The 24116-nt window shown below is 32.7% G+C and carries 30 protein-coding genes; 10 read left to right on the top strand and 20 right to left on the bottom strand.

All coding sequences use genetic code 11. The features are described 5' to 3' along the window. Positions 1 to 258 precede the first annotated feature (258 nt). Positions 259 to 1434: an alanyl-tRNA editing protein gene (locus ERL59_RS03890; protein ID WP_160644720.1), complete on the top strand. Its 1176-nt coding sequence runs from the start codon at positions 259 to 261 to the stop codon at positions 1432 to 1434. 280 nt (positions 1435 to 1714) lie between these two features. Here the strand turns inward: ERL59_RS03890 and ERL59_RS03880 are convergent, their stop codons facing one another. The 5 genes from ERL59_RS03880 to ERL59_RS03860 form a co-directional block, all read right to left on the bottom strand. Beyond that, positions 1715 to 2542, bottom strand: a complete 828-nt coding sequence (locus tag ERL59_RS03880) for a GNAT family N-acetyltransferase (RefSeq protein WP_160644718.1) — start codon at positions 2540 to 2542, stop codon at positions 1715 to 1717. 430 nt (positions 2543 to 2972) lie between these two features. After that, on the bottom strand, positions 2973 to 3731 hold the full coding sequence (locus ERL59_RS03875; RefSeq protein ID WP_160644716.1) for a LamB/YcsF family protein: 759 nt from the start codon (positions 3729 to 3731) through the stop codon (positions 2973 to 2975). Between the two features lies 1 nt (position 3732). Continuing rightward, positions 3733 to 4746 (bottom strand): 5-oxoprolinase subunit C family protein, encoded by a 1014-nt coding sequence (locus ERL59_RS03870; RefSeq protein ID WP_160644713.1) that lies wholly within the window; start codon positions 4744 to 4746, stop codon positions 3733 to 3735. Then, positions 4743 to 5489: a 5-oxoprolinase subunit PxpB gene (gene pxpB, locus ERL59_RS03865; RefSeq protein WP_160644711.1), complete on the bottom strand. Its 747-nt coding sequence runs from the start codon at positions 5487 to 5489 to the stop codon at positions 4743 to 4745. Before pxpB ends, ERL59_RS03870 begins: the two co-directional genes overlap by 4 nt. Before the next feature lie 108 nt (positions 5490 to 5597). Further along, entirely contained in the window at positions 5598 to 7706 is a 2109-nt protein-coding gene (locus tag ERL59_RS03860; protein WP_160644709.1) for an S-layer homology domain-containing protein, read from the bottom strand. A 341-nt stretch (positions 7707 to 8047) separates the two neighbouring features. Here ERL59_RS03860 and ERL59_RS03855 point away from each other — a divergent pair, with 341 nt between their 5' ends. The 3 genes from ERL59_RS03855 to ERL59_RS03845 all read left to right on the top strand — a co-directional run bounded on the left by ERL59_RS03855 (position 8048) and on the right by ERL59_RS03845 (position 11360). Next, entirely contained in the window at positions 8048 to 9637 is a 1590-nt protein-coding gene (locus ERL59_RS03855) for a multicopper oxidase family protein (RefSeq protein WP_160644706.1), read from the top strand. Positions 9638 to 9794: 157 nt separating this feature from the next. Further along, positions 9795 to 10718, top strand: coding sequence for a Gfo/Idh/MocA family protein (locus ERL59_RS03850; protein ID WP_160644704.1), 924 nt, complete (start codon positions 9795 to 9797; stop codon positions 10716 to 10718). 57 nt (positions 10719 to 10775) lie between these two features. Beyond that, positions 10776 to 11360 (top strand): sulfite oxidase-like oxidoreductase, encoded by a 585-nt coding sequence (locus tag ERL59_RS03845; RefSeq protein ID WP_201763472.1) that lies wholly within the window; start codon positions 10776 to 10778, stop codon positions 11358 to 11360. Here the strand turns inward: ERL59_RS03845 and ERL59_RS03840 are convergent. From ERL59_RS03840 to ERL59_RS03810, 7 genes are all read right to left on the bottom strand, one after another. After that, positions 11357 to 12817 (bottom strand): recombinase family protein, encoded by a 1461-nt coding sequence (locus ERL59_RS03840; protein WP_160644702.1) that lies wholly within the window; start codon positions 12815 to 12817, stop codon positions 11357 to 11359. The genes ERL59_RS03845 and ERL59_RS03840 overlap by 4 nt on opposite strands. Before the next feature lie 234 nt (positions 12818 to 13051). Beyond that, a complete protein-coding gene (locus tag ERL59_RS03835; protein ID WP_160644700.1) occupies positions 13052 to 13642 on the bottom strand; it encodes a replication-relaxation family protein in 591 nt (196 codons plus the stop codon). Then, positions 13639 to 14832, bottom strand: a complete 1194-nt coding sequence (locus ERL59_RS03830; RefSeq protein WP_160644698.1) for an FtsK/SpoIIIE domain-containing protein — start codon at positions 14830 to 14832, stop codon at positions 13639 to 13641. Before ERL59_RS03830 ends, ERL59_RS03835 begins: the two co-directional genes overlap by 4 nt. Then, complete coding sequence (locus tag ERL59_RS03825; RefSeq protein WP_160644696.1) at positions 14829 to 14996, bottom strand: hypothetical protein; 168 nt, start codon at positions 14994 to 14996, stop codon at positions 14829 to 14831. Before ERL59_RS03825 ends, ERL59_RS03830 begins: the two co-directional genes overlap by 4 nt. After that, positions 14993 to 15199 carry a hypothetical protein gene (locus tag ERL59_RS03820; RefSeq protein ID WP_160644694.1) on the bottom strand — a complete coding sequence of 69 codons (207 nt, stop codon included), beginning with the start codon at positions 15197 to 15199 and terminating at the stop codon, positions 14993 to 14995. The genes ERL59_RS03825 and ERL59_RS03820 overlap by 4 nt, the downstream gene beginning before the upstream one ends. Before the next feature lie 3 nt (positions 15200 to 15202). Next, the gene (locus ERL59_RS03815) at positions 15203 to 15355 is read right to left on the bottom strand and encodes a hypothetical protein (protein ID WP_160644693.1); all 153 of its coding nucleotides are present in this window, start codon (positions 15353 to 15355) and stop codon (positions 15203 to 15205) included. A gap of 12 nt (positions 15356 to 15367) precedes the next feature. Further along, positions 15368 to 15586: a hypothetical protein gene (locus ERL59_RS03810; protein ID WP_160644690.1), complete on the bottom strand. Its 219-nt coding sequence runs from the start codon at positions 15584 to 15586 to the stop codon at positions 15368 to 15370. A 321-nt stretch (positions 15587 to 15907) separates the two neighbouring features. On the opposite strand from ERL59_RS03810, the gene ERL59_RS03805 reads away from it, so the two are divergent. Beyond that, the gene (locus ERL59_RS03805) at positions 15908 to 16132 is read left to right on the top strand and encodes an XRE family transcriptional regulator (protein ID WP_160644688.1); all 225 of its coding nucleotides are present in this window, start codon (positions 15908 to 15910) and stop codon (positions 16130 to 16132) included. A gap of 433 nt (positions 16133 to 16565) precedes the next feature. On the opposite strand, the gene ERL59_RS03800 is transcribed toward ERL59_RS03805, so the two are convergent. From ERL59_RS03800 to ERL59_RS03790, 3 genes are all read right to left on the bottom strand, one after another. After that, positions 16566 to 16763, bottom strand: a complete 198-nt coding sequence (locus ERL59_RS03800; protein WP_160644686.1) for a hypothetical protein — start codon at positions 16761 to 16763, stop codon at positions 16566 to 16568. A 682-nt stretch (positions 16764 to 17445) separates the two neighbouring features. Further along, entirely contained in the window at positions 17446 to 17667 is a 222-nt protein-coding gene (locus ERL59_RS03795) for a hypothetical protein (protein ID WP_160644684.1), read from the bottom strand. Positions 17668 to 17806: 139 nt separating this feature from the next. Next, a complete protein-coding gene (locus ERL59_RS03790; RefSeq protein WP_160644682.1) occupies positions 17807 to 18904 on the bottom strand; it encodes an N-acetylmuramoyl-L-alanine amidase in 1098 nt (365 codons plus the stop codon). Positions 18905 to 19099: 195 nt separating this feature from the next. Between ERL59_RS03790 and ERL59_RS03785 the strand changes: the two genes are divergently transcribed. From ERL59_RS03785 to ERL59_RS03775, 3 genes are all read left to right on the top strand, one after another. Next, on the top strand, positions 19100 to 19597 hold the full coding sequence (locus tag ERL59_RS03785) for a hypothetical protein (protein WP_160644680.1): 498 nt from the start codon (positions 19100 to 19102) through the stop codon (positions 19595 to 19597). 194 nt (positions 19598 to 19791) lie between these two features. Then, complete coding sequence (locus tag ERL59_RS03780; protein WP_235929780.1) at positions 19792 to 20295, top strand: helix-turn-helix domain-containing protein; 504 nt, start codon at positions 19792 to 19794, stop codon at positions 20293 to 20295. Next, complete coding sequence (locus ERL59_RS03775) at positions 20274 to 20612, top strand: hypothetical protein (protein ID WP_160644678.1); 339 nt, start codon at positions 20274 to 20276, stop codon at positions 20610 to 20612. Before ERL59_RS03780 ends, ERL59_RS03775 begins: the two co-directional genes overlap by 22 nt. 184 nt (positions 20613 to 20796) lie before the next feature. Here ERL59_RS03775 and ERL59_RS03770 read toward each other — a convergent pair whose 3' ends face one another. Both ERL59_RS03770 and ERL59_RS03765 read right to left on the bottom strand, forming a co-directional pair. Continuing rightward, a complete protein-coding gene (locus ERL59_RS03770; protein ID WP_160644676.1) occupies positions 20797 to 21024 on the bottom strand; it encodes a helix-turn-helix domain-containing protein in 228 nt (75 codons plus the stop codon). After that, complete coding sequence (locus tag ERL59_RS03765; protein WP_160644674.1) at positions 21024 to 21308, bottom strand: YolD-like family protein; 285 nt, start codon at positions 21306 to 21308, stop codon at positions 21024 to 21026. Before ERL59_RS03765 ends, ERL59_RS03770 begins: the two co-directional genes overlap by 1 nt. A gap of 120 nt (positions 21309 to 21428) precedes the next feature. On the opposite strand from ERL59_RS03765, the gene ERL59_RS03760 reads away from it, so the two are divergent. Together ERL59_RS03760 and ERL59_RS03755 are read left to right on the top strand one after the other, a co-directional pair. Then, on the top strand, positions 21429 to 22049 hold the full coding sequence (locus ERL59_RS03760) for a zinc metalloprotease (protein WP_160644672.1): 621 nt from the start codon (positions 21429 to 21431) through the stop codon (positions 22047 to 22049). Then, on the top strand, positions 22000 to 22653 hold the full coding sequence (locus ERL59_RS03755) for a hypothetical protein (RefSeq protein ID WP_160644670.1): 654 nt from the start codon (positions 22000 to 22002) through the stop codon (positions 22651 to 22653). Before ERL59_RS03760 ends, ERL59_RS03755 begins: the two co-directional genes overlap by 50 nt. 180 nt (positions 22654 to 22833) lie before the next feature. On the opposite strand, the gene ERL59_RS03750 is transcribed toward ERL59_RS03755, so the two are convergent. The 3 genes from ERL59_RS03750 to ERL59_RS03740 form a co-directional block, all read right to left on the bottom strand. Further along, complete coding sequence (locus ERL59_RS03750) at positions 22834 to 23022, bottom strand: hypothetical protein (protein WP_160644668.1); 189 nt, start codon at positions 23020 to 23022, stop codon at positions 22834 to 22836. Then, positions 23019 to 23690 carry an N-acetylmuramoyl-L-alanine amidase gene (locus ERL59_RS03745; protein WP_328699897.1) on the bottom strand — a complete coding sequence of 224 codons (672 nt, stop codon included), beginning with the start codon at positions 23688 to 23690 and terminating at the stop codon, positions 23019 to 23021. Before ERL59_RS03745 ends, ERL59_RS03750 begins: the two co-directional genes overlap by 4 nt. A gap of 4 nt (positions 23691 to 23694) precedes the next feature. Next, the coding region (locus tag ERL59_RS03740; protein ID WP_235929779.1) for a phage holin family protein at positions 23695 to 24116 on the bottom strand (422 nt) is incomplete at its 5' end.

Raw genomic sequence — 24116 nt, 5'->3', positions numbered from 1 at the left:
CCCCTAGTAGATAACGTATATAAAAATCTTACTTTATGATTGTATTTATCACATCGGGTAATAGGATGAATAAAACTACAACTTTAGACTGAGGATTTCTTCATGTTTGGCGTACAAAAAAACACAGAGATGCAACCCTTAAATGAAAGTGATTTCAATAAATGATTCATACAAATCTTAGACTTAATACTCACATCTACTGTAAAATAGCATTATGTTTATAAGTTCAATTAAATCTATAGTGAATAGGAGTTCAGGATGTCAAATAAACTTTATTACTCTAATCCATTTATAAAAACGTGGGAAACAAATATAAAAGAGGTAACAGAATTAAACAATCAATACATCATACAGTTAGAAGAAACTGCTTTTTACCCTGAAGGGGGAGGACAACCTGCTGATACAGGAACAATCAATGGAATTCACATATTAGAAGTCCAGGAGAAAGACGGAGTCATTTATCATACAGTTGATGAATTACCTGAAGAAGATCTTTTAATATGTGAAATTGATTGGCAACGCCGTTTTGAACATATGCAGCACCATACAGGACAACACCTTTTATCAGCTGCATGTATTGAATTGTATGATGCACATACCGTCAGTTTCCATCTTGGAGTAGATACCGTAACCATTGACTTGGATGTACAGCATTTATCTAAAGAACAACTAGATCATATCGAACATCAAACGAATTTATACATTTATGAAAATAGACCGGTTAAAACCTATACAGTTGGAAAAGATGATCTTTCAAAACTTCCATTACGAAAAACACCACAGGTAGATGAAGATATCCGAATTGTAGAAATAGATGGTATCGATACATCTGCCTGCTGTGGAACACATGTAGAATCAACGGGACAAATTGGAATCTTGAAAATATTAAAAACAGAAAAACACAAAGGTGGAATTCGCCTTTATTTTAAGTGTGGGATAAGAGCGTTAGGGGATTATAATGCAACACATCAAGTTTTAATGTCTGCAGGAGCTAAATTAAATGCAAATCGAGATACGCTGTTAGCAAGACTTGAGCAAATAGAAGTCGATCAAAAACAACTCCAAAAACAACTAAATGAAACAAAAGAGAAGTTATTTTCTTCATTAGCAACACAACTGATCAAAGAAAAAAATGATCATTTGATTGTTCAATCCTTTGATGAATACCATATGAAGGATTTACAACTCATTACAAAAATGATAATTTCTCAAACTAAATGTATTGCGGTATTTAGTTCTAAAAGTGAAAAACGATTATTACTTGCACAAAGTGGAGAATTTTCTTTAGATTGTGGAGCTCTCTTTAAAGAGCATTTAAAGCATTTTGATGGCAAGGGTGGAGGAAGTAAAGTTCAGGCACAAGCGATGTTTGATTCTGATGGAAAATTAGTAGAATTCCGGGAGTTTATTGTACATCATTTGCATATGCGTTGAAGATTGAAATAACATAAACCTAGACTGCCACCTTTAGATGTTTCTATTAAATTAATTCATTCCCTTCTGATCCTAAATCTATTTCATCATGTCGATTTTCTATAGTTACTTTCTCTAAGAGATCATCTAATGTTGGTTGTATCCTCACATGAAACACCCCTTCATTTAAGTAAAATTGTTCTTTTCTCATTTCACACCCAATCATAAAAGTGTATATAGTGTACAATATGATTGGGTTTAATTACTAAAATTATGTGCTGATTTTTAAAAATAACCTCTTTTAAACTAAATCCTTAAAGGGAAGGAAATACATTGGATAATTGGGTAGTTGCTTAAATCCTAGCTTATTCGCGATGGCGATGGAGTCTATACGAAAATGCTCAGTCGTCCAATGAGGAATCCCACCTTTATTTAGACATTCTTCAATAAACAAACTAGCCATAGCTGTAGCAAGTCCTTTACCCCTATGTTCTGGTTTATAGGTGTTGATTCCAATTTCGTACTCATTATTACTCACAAAAGCTGAAATACATGTACCAATCACTTCATCTTCTTTTAGTACACAATATCCAAATCCCGTATTATAAAATGTATCTATTGACTCCCAAAATTTCTTAATCTCATTCAAAATAACGTTCTCTTTGTCTAAATTAATTACACTTGGGTCAATTTTAAAAATACGATATCCATCTGGTATAGCTTTAACGTCCATTGAGGAAAAACGATTCTTTTCAAATTTAAAAGGAACTCTCTCCCCTTTCATTAGCTGGTTTTTAAAAATGTTTTTTAAATTTGTATTCCAAGTCTGAAAGGGATACAATTCTAAATTCAAGCAATCGTCACCAATTGCAAGTGCTTCTGGTTTTATACTATGTATCATAAAATCCTCTATTTGAGAATTAAAAATAGGGTTTTCACTATCTCCTATTAAATTAAATATTTCCATTTTTGCCCATATTAAAGCAGTAGTCGGAGAATACTTATGATCAACAAAAATTCTCCCTAGATTGTTTCTATCTATTACTCCATTAATGACTGGATTTTTTGGTAATCCTTTTAAAAGTGGCTTCATCTTTACATAATCTTTTGGTTTTAACTCGTATATCATTTCATTTCCCTCTTTCTGTTTTAAGTTTTATTACATTGAATAAACACTTAAGACAGAAAAGCATATAGGTTACTCGTACCTATTCAACCCCTTTCATAGTCACGTATTGTCTTTCATTTACATAAATCTAGTTAACTTTAATAAGTAACTTCCCATCCCTTGTCCGTCCTAATTTTGAATTACATTTTGGACAGATCAGGTCATCACTTTCACCTTTAGGTAGTTGTATGATTTGTTCACATGCCGGACATTTATCAATTTGCCTCGAACCTATACCTCCATTAAAAACTCGCTTTATTTTTATAGCACTTTTAACAATCTTAAAAATCAAATATAAAACTATAAATATAAAAGCCCATTTAATAAATGAAATCATCTTTTTTTCTCCATTCTGAATTCGCATACTTCTTACATATCGAAATATTCGCTACTATTTTATTGATTTAATATGTATACCTTCGTCTTGTAATTTCTTTCTTATCATTTTAACAAAAGTCAGTGCTTTCAATCCATCCCCATGAACACATATGGTATCAACATGTATTCCTATTTCTTTCCCAAGTACGGTTTTTACTTTTTGTTGTTGAATCATTGATAATACTTGTACCGTTGCTTCATTAACATCTTCAATAAGTGCATTTTTTTCATTTCGTGGTGTTAATGTGCCATCATCTTGATAGGTTCGATCAACAAACACCTCATTTGCGCAATGTAACCCGATCTGCTCACCTGCTTTGACTAATTCACTTCCAGATAAACCATACAAAACTAACTGATTGTCAAAATCATAAATGGCTTTTGCAATAGCATCTGCTAATGGTCTATTTTTAGCAGCGATATTGTATAAGGCACCATGTGGTTTAACATGATGTAATCTCCCGCCCTCTGCTTTTACAAATGCTCTTAAGGCACCCATCTGATATAATACAAGTTCATAGGCTTCTTCTGGTGTAATATCTATGTTTCTACGACCAAAGCCTTGTAAATCTTGTAACCCAGGATGAGCCCCAATTGCCACTTTATTTTGCACGCATAATTGAACAGTTTTTCGCATTGTCCTTGGGTCACCGGCATGGAATCCACAAGCTATATTTGCTGAGGTCACAAATTTTAATACTTCTTCATCCATTCCTATAGAATATATACCAAAGCTTTCTCCTAAATCACAGTTCATATCTATAGAAAACATTTCACTCCCCCCTTTTCCAACGTTCACTAATCATTTGCTTTAAAATATGAATGTCTTTTTCTTGCTGTAAATAGAGAGTTTCTGCTTCTTCTAAAGTAATCTCTTGAAATATTAAAGAGTCTCCTGGTTTTAATTGAGCAATTAATGGAAGGTCTACTGTGGCCACTTGTGCAATTCTAGGATAACCACCTGTCGTTTGTCGATCTGCTAATAAAATACGAAGAAATCCATCTGGTGGTACTTGAATCGTTCCCATCGTAACCGTTTCTGAAATCATATTTAGTTCAGACTTTAGTTGAATTTGCGAGCCGTTTAATCTGTAAGCCATTCGGTCTGATTGAGGATGGATAGTAAATGTATTACTCAATAGAGAAGTTATACTTTCATCTTGGAATAACTCGAACTCTCTTCCTTTCATGACTCTAATGACTACCCGAGATTGATAAGCTGGCAAACTATTTTCACTTACATACCAAGGTAGAGGAATAAAAGATTTAGTAGTAATGTTTTGTAATAGGGACTTTATTCTAGTACCCCTAATTGGATCAGGTTGATGGATTGAAATCTCATCACCCGATTTGATTTTACGTCCCTTATACCCGCCAATAGCTGCTCTTAAATCTGTACTGCTGCTCTCCATAACTTCTGACACAGATATTCCACCTACTACGGATAGATAAGCTCTGCATCCTGATTTAGCATTACCAAACCGAAGACGGCTACCTGATTTTATAATTAAAGGACGCCACAATGGGACTCTTTCATCATCAATCACTGCAGCTAGATCTCCTCCACAAATGGAAATGAGTGTATCCTCTTGAAACTCTATAGAAGGCCCAATCATTGTCATATCCATAACAGCAGCATTTTCATCATTACCAATTAACAAATTGGCTAAACGTGCTGCATAAGAATCCATTACTCCACTTGCAACCACTCCATATTTCTGATACCCAACTCTTCCTAAATCTTGAATGGTTGTAAGCATTCCTGGTTTTAATATTTTTAAGGTCATATCTGCTTCTCCTCAAGTACAGTATACTCCTCTGTGGAGATAGAATAAAACCGAATACGATCTCCTGCTTGCAACAAAGTAGGACTTTCCTGTTCAGGTTGAAATAATTTCAAAGGTGTTCTACCAATAATTTGCCAACCACCAGGAGAATCCAATGAATAAATTCCTGTTTGTTCGCCCGCTATACCAACACTTCCTGCAGAAACCAACGCCCTAGGTTGATTCCTTCTTGGTGTGGATATTTTAGTAGACATTCCTCCCATATAAGGAAATCCCGGGGCAAACCCTAACATATATACTAAATATTCTCCTTCTATATGATTTTGAATAACTTCCTCTTTACTGAGTTGATTATACTTTGCTACGAATTTAAGGTCTGGAGCGAACTCTCCTTCGTAACATACTGGAATTTTTATAGTTCTATATTCTATATCGGCCCTATTTTTTTTCATTTTAGAGATTCTATCTTGCATAATAGCAAGTATAGTTTTATAAGCAGATTGATTTAATTGATTAGAACTCTTAAGTTCTGCTTGAGTTGTCTTTATAACAGTTTGTGGATCATAATAAATCGTTACTGTAGTAAAGGTAGGCACAATTTCTATTGTTCCAGTGATGGGGTTTTGTTCTAAGGATTTAGAAAAATTCCTTACTAATTCATATGTATTTTCATTTACTTCAGAGCTGAATTTAACTACTATAGCTTTTTCTCCTAGAGGATAAAATTTAACATTGTTTGTCATGCTTTCACCTTATTTCTTAGGAATAAAAGACAATCTATTATTAATTATACTATTGAAAAAGACCCCAGTCTAAACCACTGACTAGGGTCCTTAGATATATTTGTATTCTTAATTAATTACTAAAGTAACAGATTTAGAAACATTTGAATTATCATAAATATTTCCAGTAATTGAATCAATTTGATCTTTAATGATACCAACTTTCACACCATCGCTATCTGAGTCATCTATACCTAACAACTCTGGCACAGATATAGCAATAATTCCATCGGCATTAAAATAATATTGTTTAAAAGAATCTATTACCGGGAGTGTAACATTAACTTTTTTAGCATTATCTGCTTCAATAATAAAAGTTAAAACTTTATGATCATTATAAGAATTATTAATATCAAAGGTATAAGAATTATCGGATTTTATAGCTGTGAAAGTTTCGCCAAAACCTAAGGATACACTATCAAATTCTATACCACTTTCAAAATTTAATGTTGATCCTAAAGTAAGTTCTAAATTAAAATTACCTGAAGAACTACCATTAGTATACTCTATAGATGCAACTGTAGTTAATTTATCAAAAGGAGATGGATAATTTAATGGCCACTCTTTAATTGTATCTACTCTAACACCGTCTTTATCAGAGTCTCTATCCCCCAACAATAATGAAACTGGTAAAGTTAAAACCCCATCATAAAAGTTTATAGTTTCCGTTTCCCCATCTTTTGTTAATGTAAGAGATTCAGCACCGTCTAATTCCAACATAAATGTTGTAAGTTTATCTGAATCATCTAAATCATCCAGTGGATCAGGATTATCTTGTAAAATAAAACCAATAGATGAGCCTGAACGTTTTATAGTTTTTTCAGGATCAATCACTTGCACATAAGCATTATTAATCACTGCTTTACTTTTAGCTGGAGTTGACCCTTCACCAGAGCCAGAACCACCAGAAGGTTGATCTAAATCAACATCAGATTCATCAGCTTGTTCACCTTCAACTGACTCAATTTTACCTTCACCAGATACTTCTGTAATAGCATCAAGCACAAGTTCCTCGATGGTAGCATTTTTACCTAGGTCTAATGTAATACCCTCTGCTGTTTTATCAACGTTTAAGTTTTCAACAGCACCTTCAGGGATTTCAATACTTACTGTAGCTGAAAATACATCTACTGTTTCAAATTCCCCTACTAATTCAACATTAGCATCTTTCGCAATTTCAGTAGAAAGAATAACATCAGCAAAACCTGCTCCATCAATATCAGACTCTTCTAATTTTGCTCCAGAGTTTAATGTTACTTCTTTTACATCAGTTTTACCTTTAGCAACAATACGTACTTTTCCATTTTCCTTATCTACAATCAATGTTACTAATACAGTATCTGTTAAGTGGATACTATTTTCTCCACCACCAAGAATGATGGTTGTACCTTTAACAGTCACATTGTTTAAATAAACGTCTCCTTCACCAATTCCTTCAGCTAATCGGAGGTCACCTTCGATTACTAAGTTTTGTAATGTTACTCCAGAAGTTGTAACTGTTACATTACTAAAAATAGTATCCATACCTTCCTCTGGGCCATAAGTACCTGCTTCATGATATGTATACAAATACTCTGTAGCACGTTGGATCATTACAATAGCTTCAGCACGAGTTGTTAGACCTTCTGGTTGAATTTTATTGTTATATCCTGCTACGATACCTAAATCTACTAGTGCACCGATCTCACCTTTAGCCCATTCACCAATGTCAGCAACATCATCAAAAGAATCTACTGCTTCAGGTTTCACTTCTAAATCTAGTAATCTAAAAATCATCACTGCTAACTCTTGACGAGTTATGTTTTGATCAGGTTTAAAAGTTCCATCTACATAACCAGTCATAAAACCTGCAGATAAAGCTTTAGATACATCACTATAGAACCAGTCTGAAGGTTCTACATCAGGGAAATTCACTTCTGTCGTCTCTTCATGTTCAAAAGCTCTGTTTACAAAAGCAGCTGCTTCAGATCTTGTTAATGTTTGGTTTGGTTTATACACACCTTCACCGTAACCGTTTAATAAACCATTATCGATCCATTGCTGTAATTGTTTTTCTGCCCAGTGTCCATCAATATCTGATGAGTCTGCAGCAAATGCTGAACTAAACATTGAGAATATCAATGTTAACGTTAACAGTACTAATAATGATTTCTTACCTATTTTTCTTTTTAATTCCAACTTTTTTCTCCTCCTATAGATTATAAATTTTTTATTTATTATAAATATAAATAAATAACGTGGTAGGATAACAAACAAATTTAGTAGATTAAGATTTCATAGAATTATGTAATGGAGCTTACCATTAGAGGTTTAAAATCATTTAATATATTATTCTTTTCATGAAATAAATAAGTCTATTTTACCAAAAATGCGGGATATTCCATCATAATATTAATCTATTCTAGTTTCTATGCTAAGTCAAGCGTTTTTCTAATTAATGTATGACTTCTAAATACCTATAATAAACTGTTATAAAGAACATTTTCTATAACTCTAAAACTAAAATGTGAGGTGTTTCAATGAACCTTATTAAATACATTGATAAATTACCTTTACTCCCTACTGTAAAACCCCTGTATAAAAAAGGGGACATCAACTATTATGAAATGAAAATGAATCAATTTTACACTAAAATGCACAGTTCTTTACCAGATACACTAGTTTGGGGATTTGAAGGACAATATCCAGGTCCAACCATTGAAGTGAAACAATTTGAAAAGATTCAAATAAAGTGGATGAATGAATTGCCCCCTAAACACCTTTTTAAAGTAGATAAAACCATTCATGGAGCAGAAGGAGACACACCTGAAGTTAGAACGGTGGTTCATGTGCACGGAGGGATCACTGAAGCGGACAGTGATGGGTATCCCGATGCATGGTTTACAAATGGATTTAAACAAGTAGGACCTGCATTCACTCGGGAAGTCTATCAATATTCTAATTTACATGAAGCGACTACCCTTTGGTATCATGACCATACAATTGGTATTACTAGACTAAACATTTATGCTGGGTTAGCAGGCTTTTATCTTGTTCGTGACAAAAATGAGCTTTCCCTATCTCTTCCTAAAGGAAAATATGAAGTCCCACTAATGATTCAAGACCGCACTTTTAATCCAGATGGTTCTTTATATTATCCTGAACAACCAGCTGATGCATTTGAACCTACACCTAAATTTTTTGGAGATACAATTGTTGTAAATGGGAAAGTATGGCCATATTTAGATGTAGAGCCCAGAAGATACCGCTTTCGTATGTTAAATGGCTCCAATTCCCGTTACTACATTTTAAAACTTGATAATGGTCAACCCTTTATTCAAATTGGAAATGATGGAGGATTTTTAGAAAAACCAGTGATTATGAACGAAATCCTTTTAGGCCCTGCAGAGCGTGCAGACGTAATTATAGATTTTGCAGACAGTCAAGTTAATAAAATCGTTTTGTTAAATTTAGCCCCAGAAGAATATCCTAGAGAAGGAGAAATTTCAATAGATACTACAGGACAAATTATGCAATTTCGAGTGACATTGCCTCTTATGGGTAAAGATGTGAGCCAAGTACCTGCTAAATTAAGAAATGTTGAATATCTTAAGGAAGAAGATGCTAAAATAAACAGGGTTTTAACCTTAGTAAGGTCATTAGATGATATGGGCAGAAGAATTGTACTCATAAATAATCAGCGATGGGATGAACCAACGACAGAAAAGCCAAAATTAGGCGATACTGAAATTTGGACCTTTATCAATTCATCCGTAAGCGTCCATCCGATACATCTCCATCTAGTCAATGTACAAATATTAGATAGACAATCATATGATCAGGATCTTTTTTTGGAAACAGGGCAAATTAAATTGACGAGTGAAAAAAGACCTCCAGCAGTAAATGAAACTGGGTGGAAAGACACGGTGAATTCAAATCCTGGGGAAATTTTAAGAATCATAACCAGATTTGAACCCTATACAGGGCAGTATGTATTCCATTGTCATATCTTAGAACATGAAGACTATGAAATGATGAGACCTTACGAAGTAGTTGAACAGAGTAGATTTCTTTCTAGGTTAAAATCTTTTTTGTTAATTAAAACAAATAAAGACAACAAACCAACCTAAAGCTTGGTTAAAGCTTAGGTTGGTTTGTTAAGTAGAATGCTAAAATTTGTATTACATATATTAGTAACCTTTAAAATTGAGAAAGGGAACGTAATAGTGGTAAAATAAAACCATGTACAAATAGATGTTTTTATGGTGAGGAGAATAGAACTACATTATGAAACGTATAAAAGTGGGGATCATCGGATTAGGAGACATTGCACAAAAAGTATATCTTCCTCTCCTTATTCATGACGAGAGAATTACAATTGACGGGATCATGAGTAGAAATAAAACAAAAGTAAAACAACTTTGTAATAAATATAATATTAAAAAGGGATATACAAATGTAAATGAACTTCTTTTTCAAAATCTCGATGCTGTTTTTATCCATAGTGCAACAAATAGTCACTACCAAATTATAAAAAAATGTCTAAACCAGAATTTGCATGTTTATGTTGATAAACCCCTATCTAATGACATCAAAGAATCCATTGAATTAGTTAAACTCGCTGAGCAAAAACAACTTCTTCTTTGTGTAGGTCTCAATAGAAGATTCGCCCCAAAATATATCGAAGCAAAAAAATGGATGGATGAAATCGGTGGATTTGATACTTGTATCGTACAAAAACAACGTACACAATTGCAAAACTTCAACGCTCGACATACAGTATATGATGATCTCATTCACATTGTAGATTTGTTGTTATGGTTAGGATCAGGTATAAAGGAAGTATCCTCATATACTCGAAATATAAATAAAAAGGATCAACTTTTAAATGCATCAGGTCATTTAATATTCGGGTCATCCTCTGGCTTTTTCTCTATGAACCGTCAATCAGGGGCTGATTTGGAAAGTTTAGAGCTCTACGGTGGAGGTAGGTCCGTCAAAGTAAGCAACATGGAAATAGCTACTTTTCATGATTTAAAATCGGGGGAGCAAGTAAAACCTTTTGGCAGCTGGGATACAGTTTTATACAGACGCGGATTCGTTGGTATCGTAAATCATTTCTTAGAGTCGTTACATAACCCTGAATCGTGTACAGTACGAGCTGAACAAGTTTTAGAAACACATTTATTAATGGAGCAATTCTCAAAATAAATTTCTACAAAAATTTAAAACAGTATTCATAAAAAATACAGTAAGGAGGCGTTTATTATGTCTGATCATAAAAATGTAGAGAATAGAGTCCCACCTGGACAAACCTTAACAGAAGGATTCCCAGTTCTTCATCATGGAACCGTACCCTATTATAATGATATGAGTAAATGGGACTTGAAAATAACGGGAGAGGTTGAGCAAGAAGTCACACTATCTTATATGGAAGTCATGAACTTGCCACGTAAAGAATATAAAAATGACATTCATTGTGTCACAACTTGGTCCAAACTAGATAACGTATGGGAAGGAATCCCTGTAAGTGAAATCATGAAGTTAATCAAACTCAAAGATTCTGCTAAATTCGTTATGTTACATGGTGAACATGGTTGGAATACGAATTTACCCATTAAAGACTTCTTATCTGATACTTCATTTTTAGGTCTAATTCACAACGGGGAGCGTTTAACTCCTGAACATGGATATCCACTACGTATGGTTGTCCCTCATTTATATTTTTGGAAAAGTGCAAAATGGTTGCGCGGTATTGAATTTATGGAAAAAGATAAACCAGGATTTTGGGAAAGAAACGGATATCACATGTATGGTGATCCATGGAAGATACAAAGATACGATTTTGATTAGTGTTTAAATTCCCATTCTTTAATCGTAACAGGTACAAATTTACCAGGTCCACCAATTGCTTTAGTCACGTTTGTATCAATAGTAATATAGTCAAACAGTTCATTAATAAATAATTTTCTGTTTGTATCATCTATTTCGTTCCATACTTCTTTAATTTTAATTAGCTCTTGGACCATTTGTTGTTTTGTCCAAGGGCTTTCTTCATATTTACTTGGAGCAATCTTTAATTTAGCAAGTATGACTTCTTCCCTCCCTCTATCATCATTTGTATGTTGCTTTAATTCATCAAGAGAAATCACATCATTTGCATATGCTATTTGCCATTTCTTTTTTCTTTTTTTAATTTGTTCTAATTCTCGTTTCAAATCGTTTTCTTCTGTATTTTCTGATTTGATGGATTTTTTTATATCAATTAAAAAGGTTAACTCTTTCTCATTCATAGTAAGACTGTTTAAAAATGTAGAAGTAAAACTTTCTTCTGCAATTATAGGCATATCACATAATCCATAGTTAAAACGACCGACACATTTATAATACCTTTTTCTACCATTTTTAACTCTCCTCGATCCTCCGATCATACCATGTCCACATCTTCCGCATTTTAAAATGCCTGTAAATGGGAAAGTAGATGTTACAACCTTACCTTTTTGTTTTCTTGCTTCTCTCATTAGCTGAACTTTGTTAAACTCTTCTTCACTTATTATCGGTTCATGTTCGGCATCAACAATAACTTCATTACCAGTCGGCTTACCGTTGAAATTACGGTTATTCCATCGAATTTTACCACAGTAAACAGGGTTAGTTAGTATATAGTAAATAGTTTGATCAGCCCAGATATTCCCATTTTTATATACTCCTTCTTGATTAAACAACTTGCAGATAAAACGGATACCTTTGTTTTGTTGATATAAATCATAGATCCTTCTTACTATCTTAGCTTCATCATCATTAATGATAAGTTTTCCATCTTCATCTTTATAACCATAAGGAATAGGTCCGCCATTCCTTTTTCCCTTTAACGCTAACTCCATCATTGTGCTATGGACATTTTCTGAAATTTGTTCTCTTTCCCCTTGCGAAACAGAAACAAGTAAATTAGTAACCATTCTTCCTGCTGCTGTTGTTGTATCAATTTCTTCTGTTAAAGATTTTAGGTTGACTTGGTATTTTTCAAAAGTCTCAAATAAAAATAGTTTATCTTTCAATGATCTAGTTAAACGATTCATTCTCCAAAAAACAAGAATATCAATTTTTTTATTTTTGACATCCTCAAGCATCTTTGAGACATCAGGTCTCTTTAAATTTTTTGCAGAATAACCATCGTCTATATAACTCTCAACAAAGTCATACCCTTTTTCATTGATCCAACGTAAGCACAATTCTTTTTGAGCTTCTATTGAATATCCTTCTTTTGCTTGTTCTTCTGTACTAACCCTTATGTACATAGCAGCTCTCATAAATAATCACCTTTAGCTTTATTTTGCCTCGCAATAGTTATATTTTATCATTCATGGTTGTTCATTTCTAGGACAAGCTTGTTATCCAAATTCATTCCCCTCATCCAAACATACAAAAGAATCTAACCCTATTCCATAGAGTTAGATTCTTTAAAACAAAATCAAATATTCATATTTTTATATGTTTTTACTTGTACTATGATCATAAGGAAAGGATCATATCTAGGATCATAATTAAGATTGAAATATTCCATTTACATTTTTAGTTTGGATAACTTTAAATGTTGTTTCAAGATTATATTTATGATCTGAAATCAACCATATAATAGGGAATACTTTCTTCTCCCCATCAGGTTGCCATCTTTCCTTTTCCCATACTTCACTATAGAAATACTTTTCATAACGATTTATTTTTGCGGACATTATTTTTTTAGAATAAACATTTCGTTGAATCTCTATATAAAACGGTGTACCTTTCCAAATCATAAAAACATCAGGTTCCATGTACTCTTTTCCATACTTCGGTTCAACAATAAATTCCTTTGGTTCTTCATATTTAATGATCTCAGTATAAAAATTCACTATCGCTAAAAAATGAGGTATTTTAGTACTGTTCTTCTTAATTCCTTTACTGGGAAAATAAATGAATTTCCTATACTCTTTGTTTACATCTATATAACCATCACGTTTTAATCTTTTCATGGTTCTGTTACATTGTGTTACTGGGTCCTTTAAATGTTTAAAATGAAGCACAATCAAATCATCACGGCTCATTACCCTGAATCGTTCTAAATTTGAAATAATACTTTTATCCCTATTCGTCATGGCTCTAACACCCCAAATACTTGGTGTTGCTCTATATCATTGGTCACAGTAACTTCAACTTCTTTAAGGTTTTGAAATGGTTGTAACAACTTTTTAGCATCTTTCAAATCTAAATAAGGAGCTTGAACCTTTTGTAATCCATCTTTTTTTAAATACATTAAACCTTTTTCACTTTGTTTTATATAAGCTGCTTCTCCTGTTCCGATTGTAATACGACTATTGATTTCATCCGAATGACGAAAAGCCATTCTAACTGTTAGGTTATTTTTTAGTTTTCCATCTAATACATCACTATCTGGTCTTTGCATAGAAAGGATTAAGAACACTCCTAACGCTCTGCCTATTGCAGAGATTTCTTCTATAATTTCCATAATTTCATTTTCTTTTTTTAATAAAGCGACCTCATCAATGCATAAGATAATATATGGAGGTGGATTAATTAAATCACTAACGTGTGCGACCTCGTTCTGATTTAATAAATCCCCTCTTTTTTTCATTTCTTTTTTTAGTTTTACTAGGACTTTATATAATGCGTTTGAATCATACACAACCTCATTCACAATACCTCTAAATAAATGAAATTCCGAACGTTTCAGATCCGCAAGGTAAAGTTTTAATTTATCAGTATCACAATACTGAATTAAAGTAGATAATACAGACCTCACTTGTGTACTTTTCCCTGATCCTGTCTCCCCTGCAATGAGTAAATGAGGATATTCCAACATATCATATACCTCTAAGCCACTCCTAGACTGACCTACCACAATAGGTAATACAGCCTTCTTAATCTTTTTTTCTATATCTTTGTATTCATAATTGAATGGTTTAATTGACTCCTGGTATATAGATAAAATAAATATCTTTGTACTTTTAGAATGTAGCTCGATATGTTCGCCGAATTTTTGTTTAAATAACCATATATGTTTTACTACTTTTTCAGGGTTTAAACCATCTGGAAGGTTAAAAATAATCTGTTTCACATCTTCTTTAACTCGAACATCTACAATACTAGGATAATTAATGATTTCTCGATTTTTTGTTTTATGTTTTACTGCTAAATCACCGAGCTTAAATATTTTCATCATTTTGGATCTAATTGCAGGACTAGGCATAGAACGATATGTGACCAATATTCCTGTGCTTGATGCTACAAGCCCCATAATCTTTAATGCAACCATTGTTGAAATCATTTAAAACTACCTACTAATAATTTTGCTAAATCAGCACTAATTGAGTTAAATAAAACACAAGCATAAATCCCTAAACCTATCACCGTAAATAACATTCCCCATGCAATCACATCTTTAAATTGTATCTCAGTTTGTTTTTTTACTACTATATAAGAACGTTTCATATCAACACCCCAAATGTCCTTGCGATATAGCGAGCTGCTTCCCACCACAACTCGAAAGTGATATACATGCAAATGACATAAGTTCCAATTTGAAGAAATATCTTATATTTCCCTTTTCCTACCTCCTCAAGCACAACACCCGTAATATGGGAAACAATAGCTGTACCAGCAATTGCAAACACAGGAGCTAACGATGCTGACATAATTTAAACCACCTTTCCAGTTACTTCTGTAGGTTGTTCTTCTTCCAATTCACCCTGAATGATTTTTAAAAACACAATGTAACCTTCATCAGTGAGAAAAATTTGAGTTCCTTTCTTTTGAAGCTCCATTAACATTTTTACAAACTGAATCGTCATTTTAAAACCTCCTTAGATTTTGACTAACCGTAAAACTTCATCAACATCATTATGTTTACTCGATTTTTCTTTTTCTTGGTGTGTTATAAATGCTCCTGACATTCTCATAAATAAAGTTTCTCTTATAAAACTTGATCTATTATTCGTTTGTTCGTTCAACCATTCCCATAACCTCATATGATTCTGATTTAATGGGTTCAATGCTGATTGTAAATTAATTTGCTCTTTCATAAACCATTTTCCTCTTCATCTAATTTTCTATCTCCTTTCAAGTCCCTATTAGTTGAAATAAATGACTTTCAGTTCCTCCCCTCTTTAGATATTAAATAGATAATAAAAATTAAAATAAAAATTACTCATTTTCTGGTTGTATTTAAGCTTTTATATTAGGTAGTTAATATCCATGTGTTAAAAGCCTATGGGGAAAGGATTGTCCACTATTCCACTTTTTTGAAAATTAATTTCATTTTTTTAAAAAAGATTGTTTAAAAAAATGAAAACTTGACCAAGCTTGAAGTAATAGAATATATAGATAGATTGAGGTGAGATAAAATGTTTGGTTTGGGGAAGCCAAGATCGAAGCTAGGGAAATACCTTGATCGAAGGGGGATTAAACAAGAATGGTTAGTATCGAAAAGCAAGGTAGGGAGAACTACAATATCCAATGCATGCGGAAATTCTGACTATATGCCAGGTGCTAAATCAATGCAAAAAATAATAAAAGCCCTACGTGAAGTAGATCCTTCAGCTAGAGCAGATCAGTTCTGGGATTTGTAAAATATTACATTTGATTATAATATAATTGTTTATGGGTATGGTTTCATTTAAGGTGAACCCTAAAAAACACTGACTTTTTAAGGTCAGTGGTTTCTTCTCATTTAAAAGGAGAATCATAATCGCGTGTATAGATAATCTTTATATTTTGAGTATTTCCGTCCTTACACTCTATATAGCCACCTTTAACAAGTCCGTTTAATACTGAACGGACTGTTTTGTCGTCTTTACCTGTTTTAATTTCTAGTTCAGGAATAGATGGCATTCTACGTTTTGAATGGGTGAAGTTATATAGGATACGTAATCCTTTCTTTCTAGGTCAGTTAGCATTAAAATCACCTCTTGTGGAACTCTTGTTCTCATTATATAAGATGTGGTAAATATCATGCAAATAAAAATATCCCTACCAGCTTAACCAGTAGGGATTTTCATACTTTTACCAACCTGGATCGATACCACCATCAGGCTGTGACGGTGGTGGATTATTATATTTAGTTCTTAATTCTTGCATAAGCTCCATTACATCTTCACCCTTTGCATACAACTCTACAATTTTTTTTAATTCATTATAAAAATCATTATAAAAATTCTCCTTGGTAATTTTAATTACCTCCCACTTGTATTCATTATGCATCATATCCTATTGATGCTAATGGGGTAATCAGAGTATAGTCATTATATTTTTACCAGCCTACATCCATTTCATTTTTAAGTTTATTCAGTTTAATTTTAATCACCTCATACTCTAAATTTTATACTAGCTAGGTTCTACACCCTACCAACCCGGATCAGCTTCAAGTAACATTAATGCTTTTTGCCATCCTCCATCTAGTTCTTTTACATTATGTAGTCTAATTTTAATCACCTCATATTTTAATATTATACTAACAGACGTTCCTACATTCTTTATCTCTCTGGGTCTCCAAATTTTTTTATTACATTCTGCATTTTAACCCATCTTCAACTTTCTTCAATAGTATCATGAGTTGTACGAAAAAATCGGTATTAAAATATTCTTGCAACTTTTTACCAACCTGGATCTCCTTCTTTATTCAATACATTTTGTTGTCTAATTTTAATCACCTCCCTCCTTAAGATAATATCACGAGTTTCCTAAAATATCGGAAGTTAGATTTTATTAGGAAACTTACTTCTGTAGGGCTGACCAATTTTGGGGTTTGTAGTACCACCGAACGTGACACCATCCGCAATATTGTACTTAGATTGCTTAATAAAGTAAAAAACCACCTCGAAGGGTGGTTTTTGGCTTAAAAAGCCATGGAAAAGTAGTAGTCGTATCTACTTTACCACAAGACTTATCTATCTTTTGATAATACAAAAAGAAAAACAGTTATGAAACTAACAATAGCAATGTATATTAATATTGTTTGTATATCAAATTGATTAACTAAATTAGGATAATAATCTGCTGGTTTTTTTACTCCTTCTGAATTAATTTGAATTTTTGGTGTTGCAAAAACAATAAGTATTATTAGCGCTGTAGCACTTCCTAAAATGATTTTTCTTAATTTATTCACCTTAAATCCTCCTTTTATTATTATTTTGACACAATTCATAAAATACTATGTAAATACAAATAAACATGAATGAGAAATGACCCTAGTATAAGTTATACTAAGGCCATTTATTCGATCAATTATCTTATCTCTGTTTTTCTTATTTCCTTGTTATTGGTTCTTGTACAATTTCTAACCAATCACTCCACTTGGTAAAACTACCATCAAATTGCACGTAAACTTCTTTTACTTGTGGGTAATTAAAAATTATACTATATAAGTCATCATAGATTTGCTTCATTTGATAGGTTGAAGGTGAGGGCATATTAAAGTTTTTGAAGTCTATGACAACTGTTCCTTCCTTGTCTATAGAAACACCATTAAGTAATTTTCTTTTTGAAATAGAAGAAAAAATTGAATCCTCATTCTTAATTAGATTAGTAATGTCATCTTCTAACTCTCGGAATTTTTCACCATGTGTTTTAACATTAAAACTGATTTCTTTTCTTTCTACTATAGGAGCCACAGCTTTCATTATATTTAATTCATTCGCTTTTTTAGAAGATAAAACAATACAAGTATCAAATTTACAATTTGGAGCACCAATACCATCATGAATTCCTAAAGATATATAATAACCAACAGTCGAATGATTTAACATCCAGTCCTTATCAGGGCCATAAGTATGGAAGGCCGTTTCAATATAGGCATCAGTTGCATATGTAGCACCAAACTCATGATAAGTGAAACCTGAAGCAACAGTATCAGTTAAAACCTTATCATTAGTTCCTGGACTTCTACCATCCATAACAGCTTCAATCTTTGTTGCAAAATTATAACTGGCCGAATCACCTTGATCATACATTATCCAAGTTCCACCTCTTGAAGGGTTACTTCCTCCGCAATCCCAAGATGTTGCATTAGAGTGAATCGGAATATGGTAATCTGCCCCCCAAGAATTTGAACTATTGGCGTTAGCCACTGGACTACCACTGCCAACACGAACCATATACCCCATAGCCTTTAAATCCTTAGCAGCTTCATGAGCATTTGCACTGGCATTATTACTCTCAGAAAAATTATCACATCCAATTTTGTCTGGACTATGATTTGCAGGAGAAAGATAAACTTTCACCCCATTATACTTAGAAGGGACATAATTCGTGTCAGCAAAAGAATCTGATGGGAATAATAGTATTGCAAAAATTACAACTACAAATGCTGAAAAAGAAACCGTTTTTTTTGTCATTTTTAGCATGATAAATTACCTCCAATATTGTCAGAAATTTTATAGCAATAAATTATTTCGATATAATGGGAAGAAATACCTTTTACTTACTAAAAAAATAAAATAATTTAATTTTTGTTAATTTGAATATTGGAATAAATATGTAATAATGTAATTAAGGAGGTTATTTTATAGCTGATAGAAATAAAGAATACGAAATAGGGAGTGATTAATATTAAGAGAGTAACAATTTTAGTTTTACTTCTTGTTTTAATTGCAGGCTGTTCAACTGAAGCAACAACAGATAATACCAAAGTGGTAATCGAGAAAGGTGAAGTTAAAACTTATGAAGATATTATGACTGTTGAAGATATTGAAGAGGATATTGATGGAGATGAAAAAAAAGAACGTATTAGGCTATCTATATCCCCAGCTCCACAACCTGATCCAGAAAATGAAGGTCAATATCTTTGGGATGATAGTCAAGTCTGGCAGTTAGTTGTTGAGGACGAAGGGAATTTTTATACTCTATTTGAAGATCACGTACAAGGACTGGCTGAACTTTATATAGCGAACGAAGGGCAAAATCAAAATGCTATTATCTTTCAAACAAAGGGAACTACCCTAAGTTTATTACAATATAAATATAGCCAAGAGGGTAATTTTGAAAAGAGAGTGATTTACAGTGAAGGGCCGATACTTCATCGTTCAACGATAAAATGAAGCTACATAAACTTGAGCAAAAAGTTGGAAAATTTAAGATAACTCAGCTATAATTATACATGACATGAACAACAAGAAGTCCATCCGTTGAGCCTTTGGTCGGGTTGAGGGGGATGGACTTCTTGTTGTATAATTATAATTAATTCCGTTACTGATAATAGAAGAAGCCTTTGAGGTTTTGTTAGGAGCCTTCAATGGCTTTTTTATTACCTAGATTGAAAGGAGATATAAAAATGGAACCTAATTGGCAGCCTATCAGTAATCTACCCCTCATTGGAGAATTAATAGACGGTCAATTAATGGCTGCAAGAGATCAATATACAAATCTATTAGAAGCTCAACCAAAACCTCATGTGTTAGATGATTATACTGTAGATCGTGTTATTCATGTTTATACTGAACAACTAATTTTTTCTGCAACTGCTGAATTTGAGCGTAAAATGATTAAAGATCGTCAGCGTGAAGGCATTGAAATCGCCAAGAAAAAAGGGAAATATAAAGGGAGAGATATTCAATATCATAGTCATGGGAAAGGAAAAGATAAATTAATTTATGATAAGATCATTCAAATGTTAAGTAGAAAGGAAAGTGTAATGGAAATTTATCGAGAAACTGACGTTTCTAGAAATACCATTTACCGAATCAAACGAGAACTAGAATATAAAGGAGGGTTAGCATGGATGGAAAGATCCAGATAACAAATGATAGTTTTATTGAAAATCAGAAGGTATTTAGTAAAACTGTTTTTTCATATGGTGCAGCAGTCTATATATTAGGACATGATAAAGAAGGTGAAGGTTTAGAAGGTAATTATATAATTTCTAGGAATGAAGGAAATAAACTTATCCTCGATAATTGTGGTAAAAGTATAAATGTTTATTTAGAAGATATTGAAGAAGGAACAATCCAGATACATATTTACTCATTGTCAGAAGCAGAGAAAGAAAATTTAGTAAAAGAATATAAAAATGCATGTAGTATTAATGAATTACAGTATATTGTTGAAGAGGATTAAACTTGACCAAAAATAAAAACTAATCTATTATCTATATTAGTTTTTATTTTTTTCTTTAATTTTTTTATATTTTCTTTTGTTTCGCATTCTATATTTGTTCTTGGTACTTACTAACCATAAGAGTTGGTAGGTACTTCTTTTTTATTGTCAAAATAAAAACATCCATAGAAGCGATTATTTTTATCTAAATAAATCGTTGTAGTTCCCACGCTACTAGAATATTTATGTTTTGAATGTTTCCGTCTTTACTTTCTATATACCTCTTTTTAACAAGCCCGTTTAAAGCAGTTCTAATTTCTTTTTCTTCGCTCCCAGTTTTAGTTTCAAGCTCCTCAAAAGTTGGCATCAAACCATACATCTCAGAATAATTAAATAATATCCTCAACACTTTTAGTTCTAAATCAGTAAGCATTAGGATACACCTAAAATCTCATCAAACTTAATCCACTCATATTCATCGTCATAATCTAATTTTATTTGTCTTAATTGGGTATCAAATTTGGTTACTGTCCCTGTTTTAAACGCATTCTGACCAAAAGCTCTGAATAACTCAACTGTAATTTGTGAATTACTCAGAATAGAATCTGACAACTGTTGAGATATAATATTTACTTCTTCTTCCGCAAGTTCAGGCTTCGTCTTTCTATTTCTTTCTTTTTGATAATGATTCATCAATTCTTTATGTTCAGGCAGCATCATTCTGCTTGCTAATTTACATATAATACTATTGACTGTCCAATTAAATGGTGTATAATGGAGAATTGATTGCTGGCCAGCATTCATAAATAAAACAGAAATGTTCGTGGAGGAATGAAAATGAAAAATAAAATCCAGCAATTACTTGTTGTCACAACAAGTATTTTAGCCTTTGTAGTGTCTTTCACCACTGTAGTGAACGCCTCTACATTTTCTTTTTCTTGGGCTTATAAAACAAATGGACTAGTAGATGTTAAAGCAAGTCCAGAATATTTAAGCTCTGACTACAATGGTACAGTATTTGATGAAGGTATCGATAAATGGAACGCAAGTAAAGCTAATGTTATTATTTCTGAAGTTTCAAGAACTGCGTCCAAAGTTGATCTTTACACCGTATCGAGATCGCAATGGAATGATAATGGTTGGGGGAGTGGAGAAGCATGGGCACAGGGTTTTTCTGGCACTACTCCTTGCACAACAACCCCGGTATTTACCAATCCTGAAGATAAATGTGCAAATTCGCTTATTAATTATGGGGCTGTTTATACGAATGATAGCAACGTTTCATTTTGGAAATCAAGACGAGAAGCATTGATTGCTCATGAAATTGGACACATAATTGGTTTAAAACATACTTCATTGATAAGTGCGAAGAGTGACTCTATTATGACAGCGAATTTGGAAGGCGGCTATGACGTTTCTAGTTATGATGAAGGCGAAGTTAACTACAAATATAGATAAGGAGAGGGTTAATTTGAGAAAATCAATTATTTGGATATCTTCTGTATCTCTTGCTATTGTTTTAGGGGTATCTTTAGGTTTTGTTTATAATTCAAATAACGACACTCATGTTGAAGATAATAATACGCTTACTGCTCCAATAACAAACAATCTTTCGGAAGAATTCTGGAATGTTGATCTTATTGTAAAGGGAAAAGTAATACAGGAAGAGGCAACTTTCCAGAAAGATACTGGTGTAGACACTAAAATTCCCTCAAAAATGGAGGTCACACCTGCTACAATAGAAGTTGACGAAGTAATTTATGGTAACGAGCCGAACAAAACAATCACATATTTACAACATGGTAATTCTAATGAAACCGCTAAACCAAAACATGTCCAAAAAAATGATGAAGTAATATTAATATTAACAAGAACTACAGACGGACAGTACTGGTCTTATAATTTTGATGATGGTATATGGTATGTTAAAAATGGAAAAGTCAAGTCTAATACATCTGAAAAATATCTTGTAGACTATAAAGATAAAGATGCGAAGGATTTTATAAAAGAAATAAGAAAAGCAGCTAAGAATAAGAAGAAAAACGAAAACTATAAACAATAAAGAAAAATATAGGGCTAAAACTTATATGTCTCTGATTATAGACAAAACTCCCTTGTAGTTTTAGTCGCATGGAGTTGACTCTTCTTTCAACAAACCTCTACTACTATGTTCTTTATATTAAAGTAGTGTGGGATATATAATCCCCTCCAACTCATTACAGGCTAGAGGGGATTTAGTTTTTTATATCAATTTATTTTTATCACTCTTATAAACAGTTACACCCAATAATAAAAAAGTAACCAGATCAACAGACATTTCAAACGTTTCTTGGTTAATGCCATAACCAAAATATTCTAGTCCTTGATATATAAGGGCAGCAATCATAAATAAAATATGTGGTTGTTTAATCCTTTCTAAAAATGTATTCATATTTCCCCCTCCTTTTTATTTTGTATTCTAGTTAAAATAACAGCCAACTGCTCACGTGTTATAGGCTCTTTGGGTCTAAAAGTATCATCTTCAAAACCTATCATTAACCCTTGTTCAGCTATATTTTCTATATCAGAAATAGCCCAGTAGTTATCAGGTACATCTTTAAATTTTATTTTTGATTGATTACTCATTTCTACATCACTCCTATACTTGTTCATATCAATTACAGGACAAGACTTCCAACTATATCCTGGATACTCAGAATGTCCTTTAATCTGTGTAACATTTGGAAGTTGCCTTTTTAAATAATCTACTAACCATAATGATGATTGATATTGTTTTTTAGTAGGTAATTGTTTTCTAAAGTCGCCAACCATGCAAATTCCTAAAGCATGTTTGTTAGAATTTCCAACATGATAAGTAATCACATCGTGATCCCAACACTTATAAATCTTTCCATCATGGTCAATCACGTAAGTGTAGGCAATCCCTGGCCAGTTGTTATTATTAACATGATACCTTGCAAAAGCTTCAGCACTTCCAGTGAGGGTTAGCGAATGATGAATCCCGATGGAACGAATATCTTCTAATCTACGTTTTTTATATCTCTTTGTTTTGTGCTGTGGTAGTTTCCCTCTAAGATCAATAATATTAGGAGTTATCACGTTTTCACCTCCTCTCATTCTTATTTTTAAAGATTTCAACTGCATTCAATAAAATAGACGGCACCGGTAATCCGATCCGTCCTGCATTCTCGATAATTGATAACAGCTCATTTGCTAAATATAAAAATATTGTTGCATCCCTTAACAAGTGCCCTTCTCCTATAATCTGATCTGTTAGATGTGCTACTGCAACAATCAAGAAAATCATGATCTTTTTGGCAATTCCAATATAACCTACACTGCTTCGCAACTTCCCCTCAACCCAGGCAGCTATAAACCCTGAAATATAATCAATAATTACAAATGCCACTAAAATTTCTATAAGTGTATCCAGACCACTATACAAGTAAGAAAAGATAGCACCGAGTACAGCAATGCAAGATTTATATGTTATTTCCACTCCCACACCCCCATTTTTAACAATAA

It is taken from the genome of Chengkuizengella marina (assembly GCF_009910845.1).
Classification (GTDB): domain Bacteria; phylum Bacillota; class Bacilli; order Paenibacillales; family KCTC-33759; genus Chengkuizengella; species Chengkuizengella marina.
This window is presented reverse-complemented; position numbering and strand designations above follow the sequence as displayed.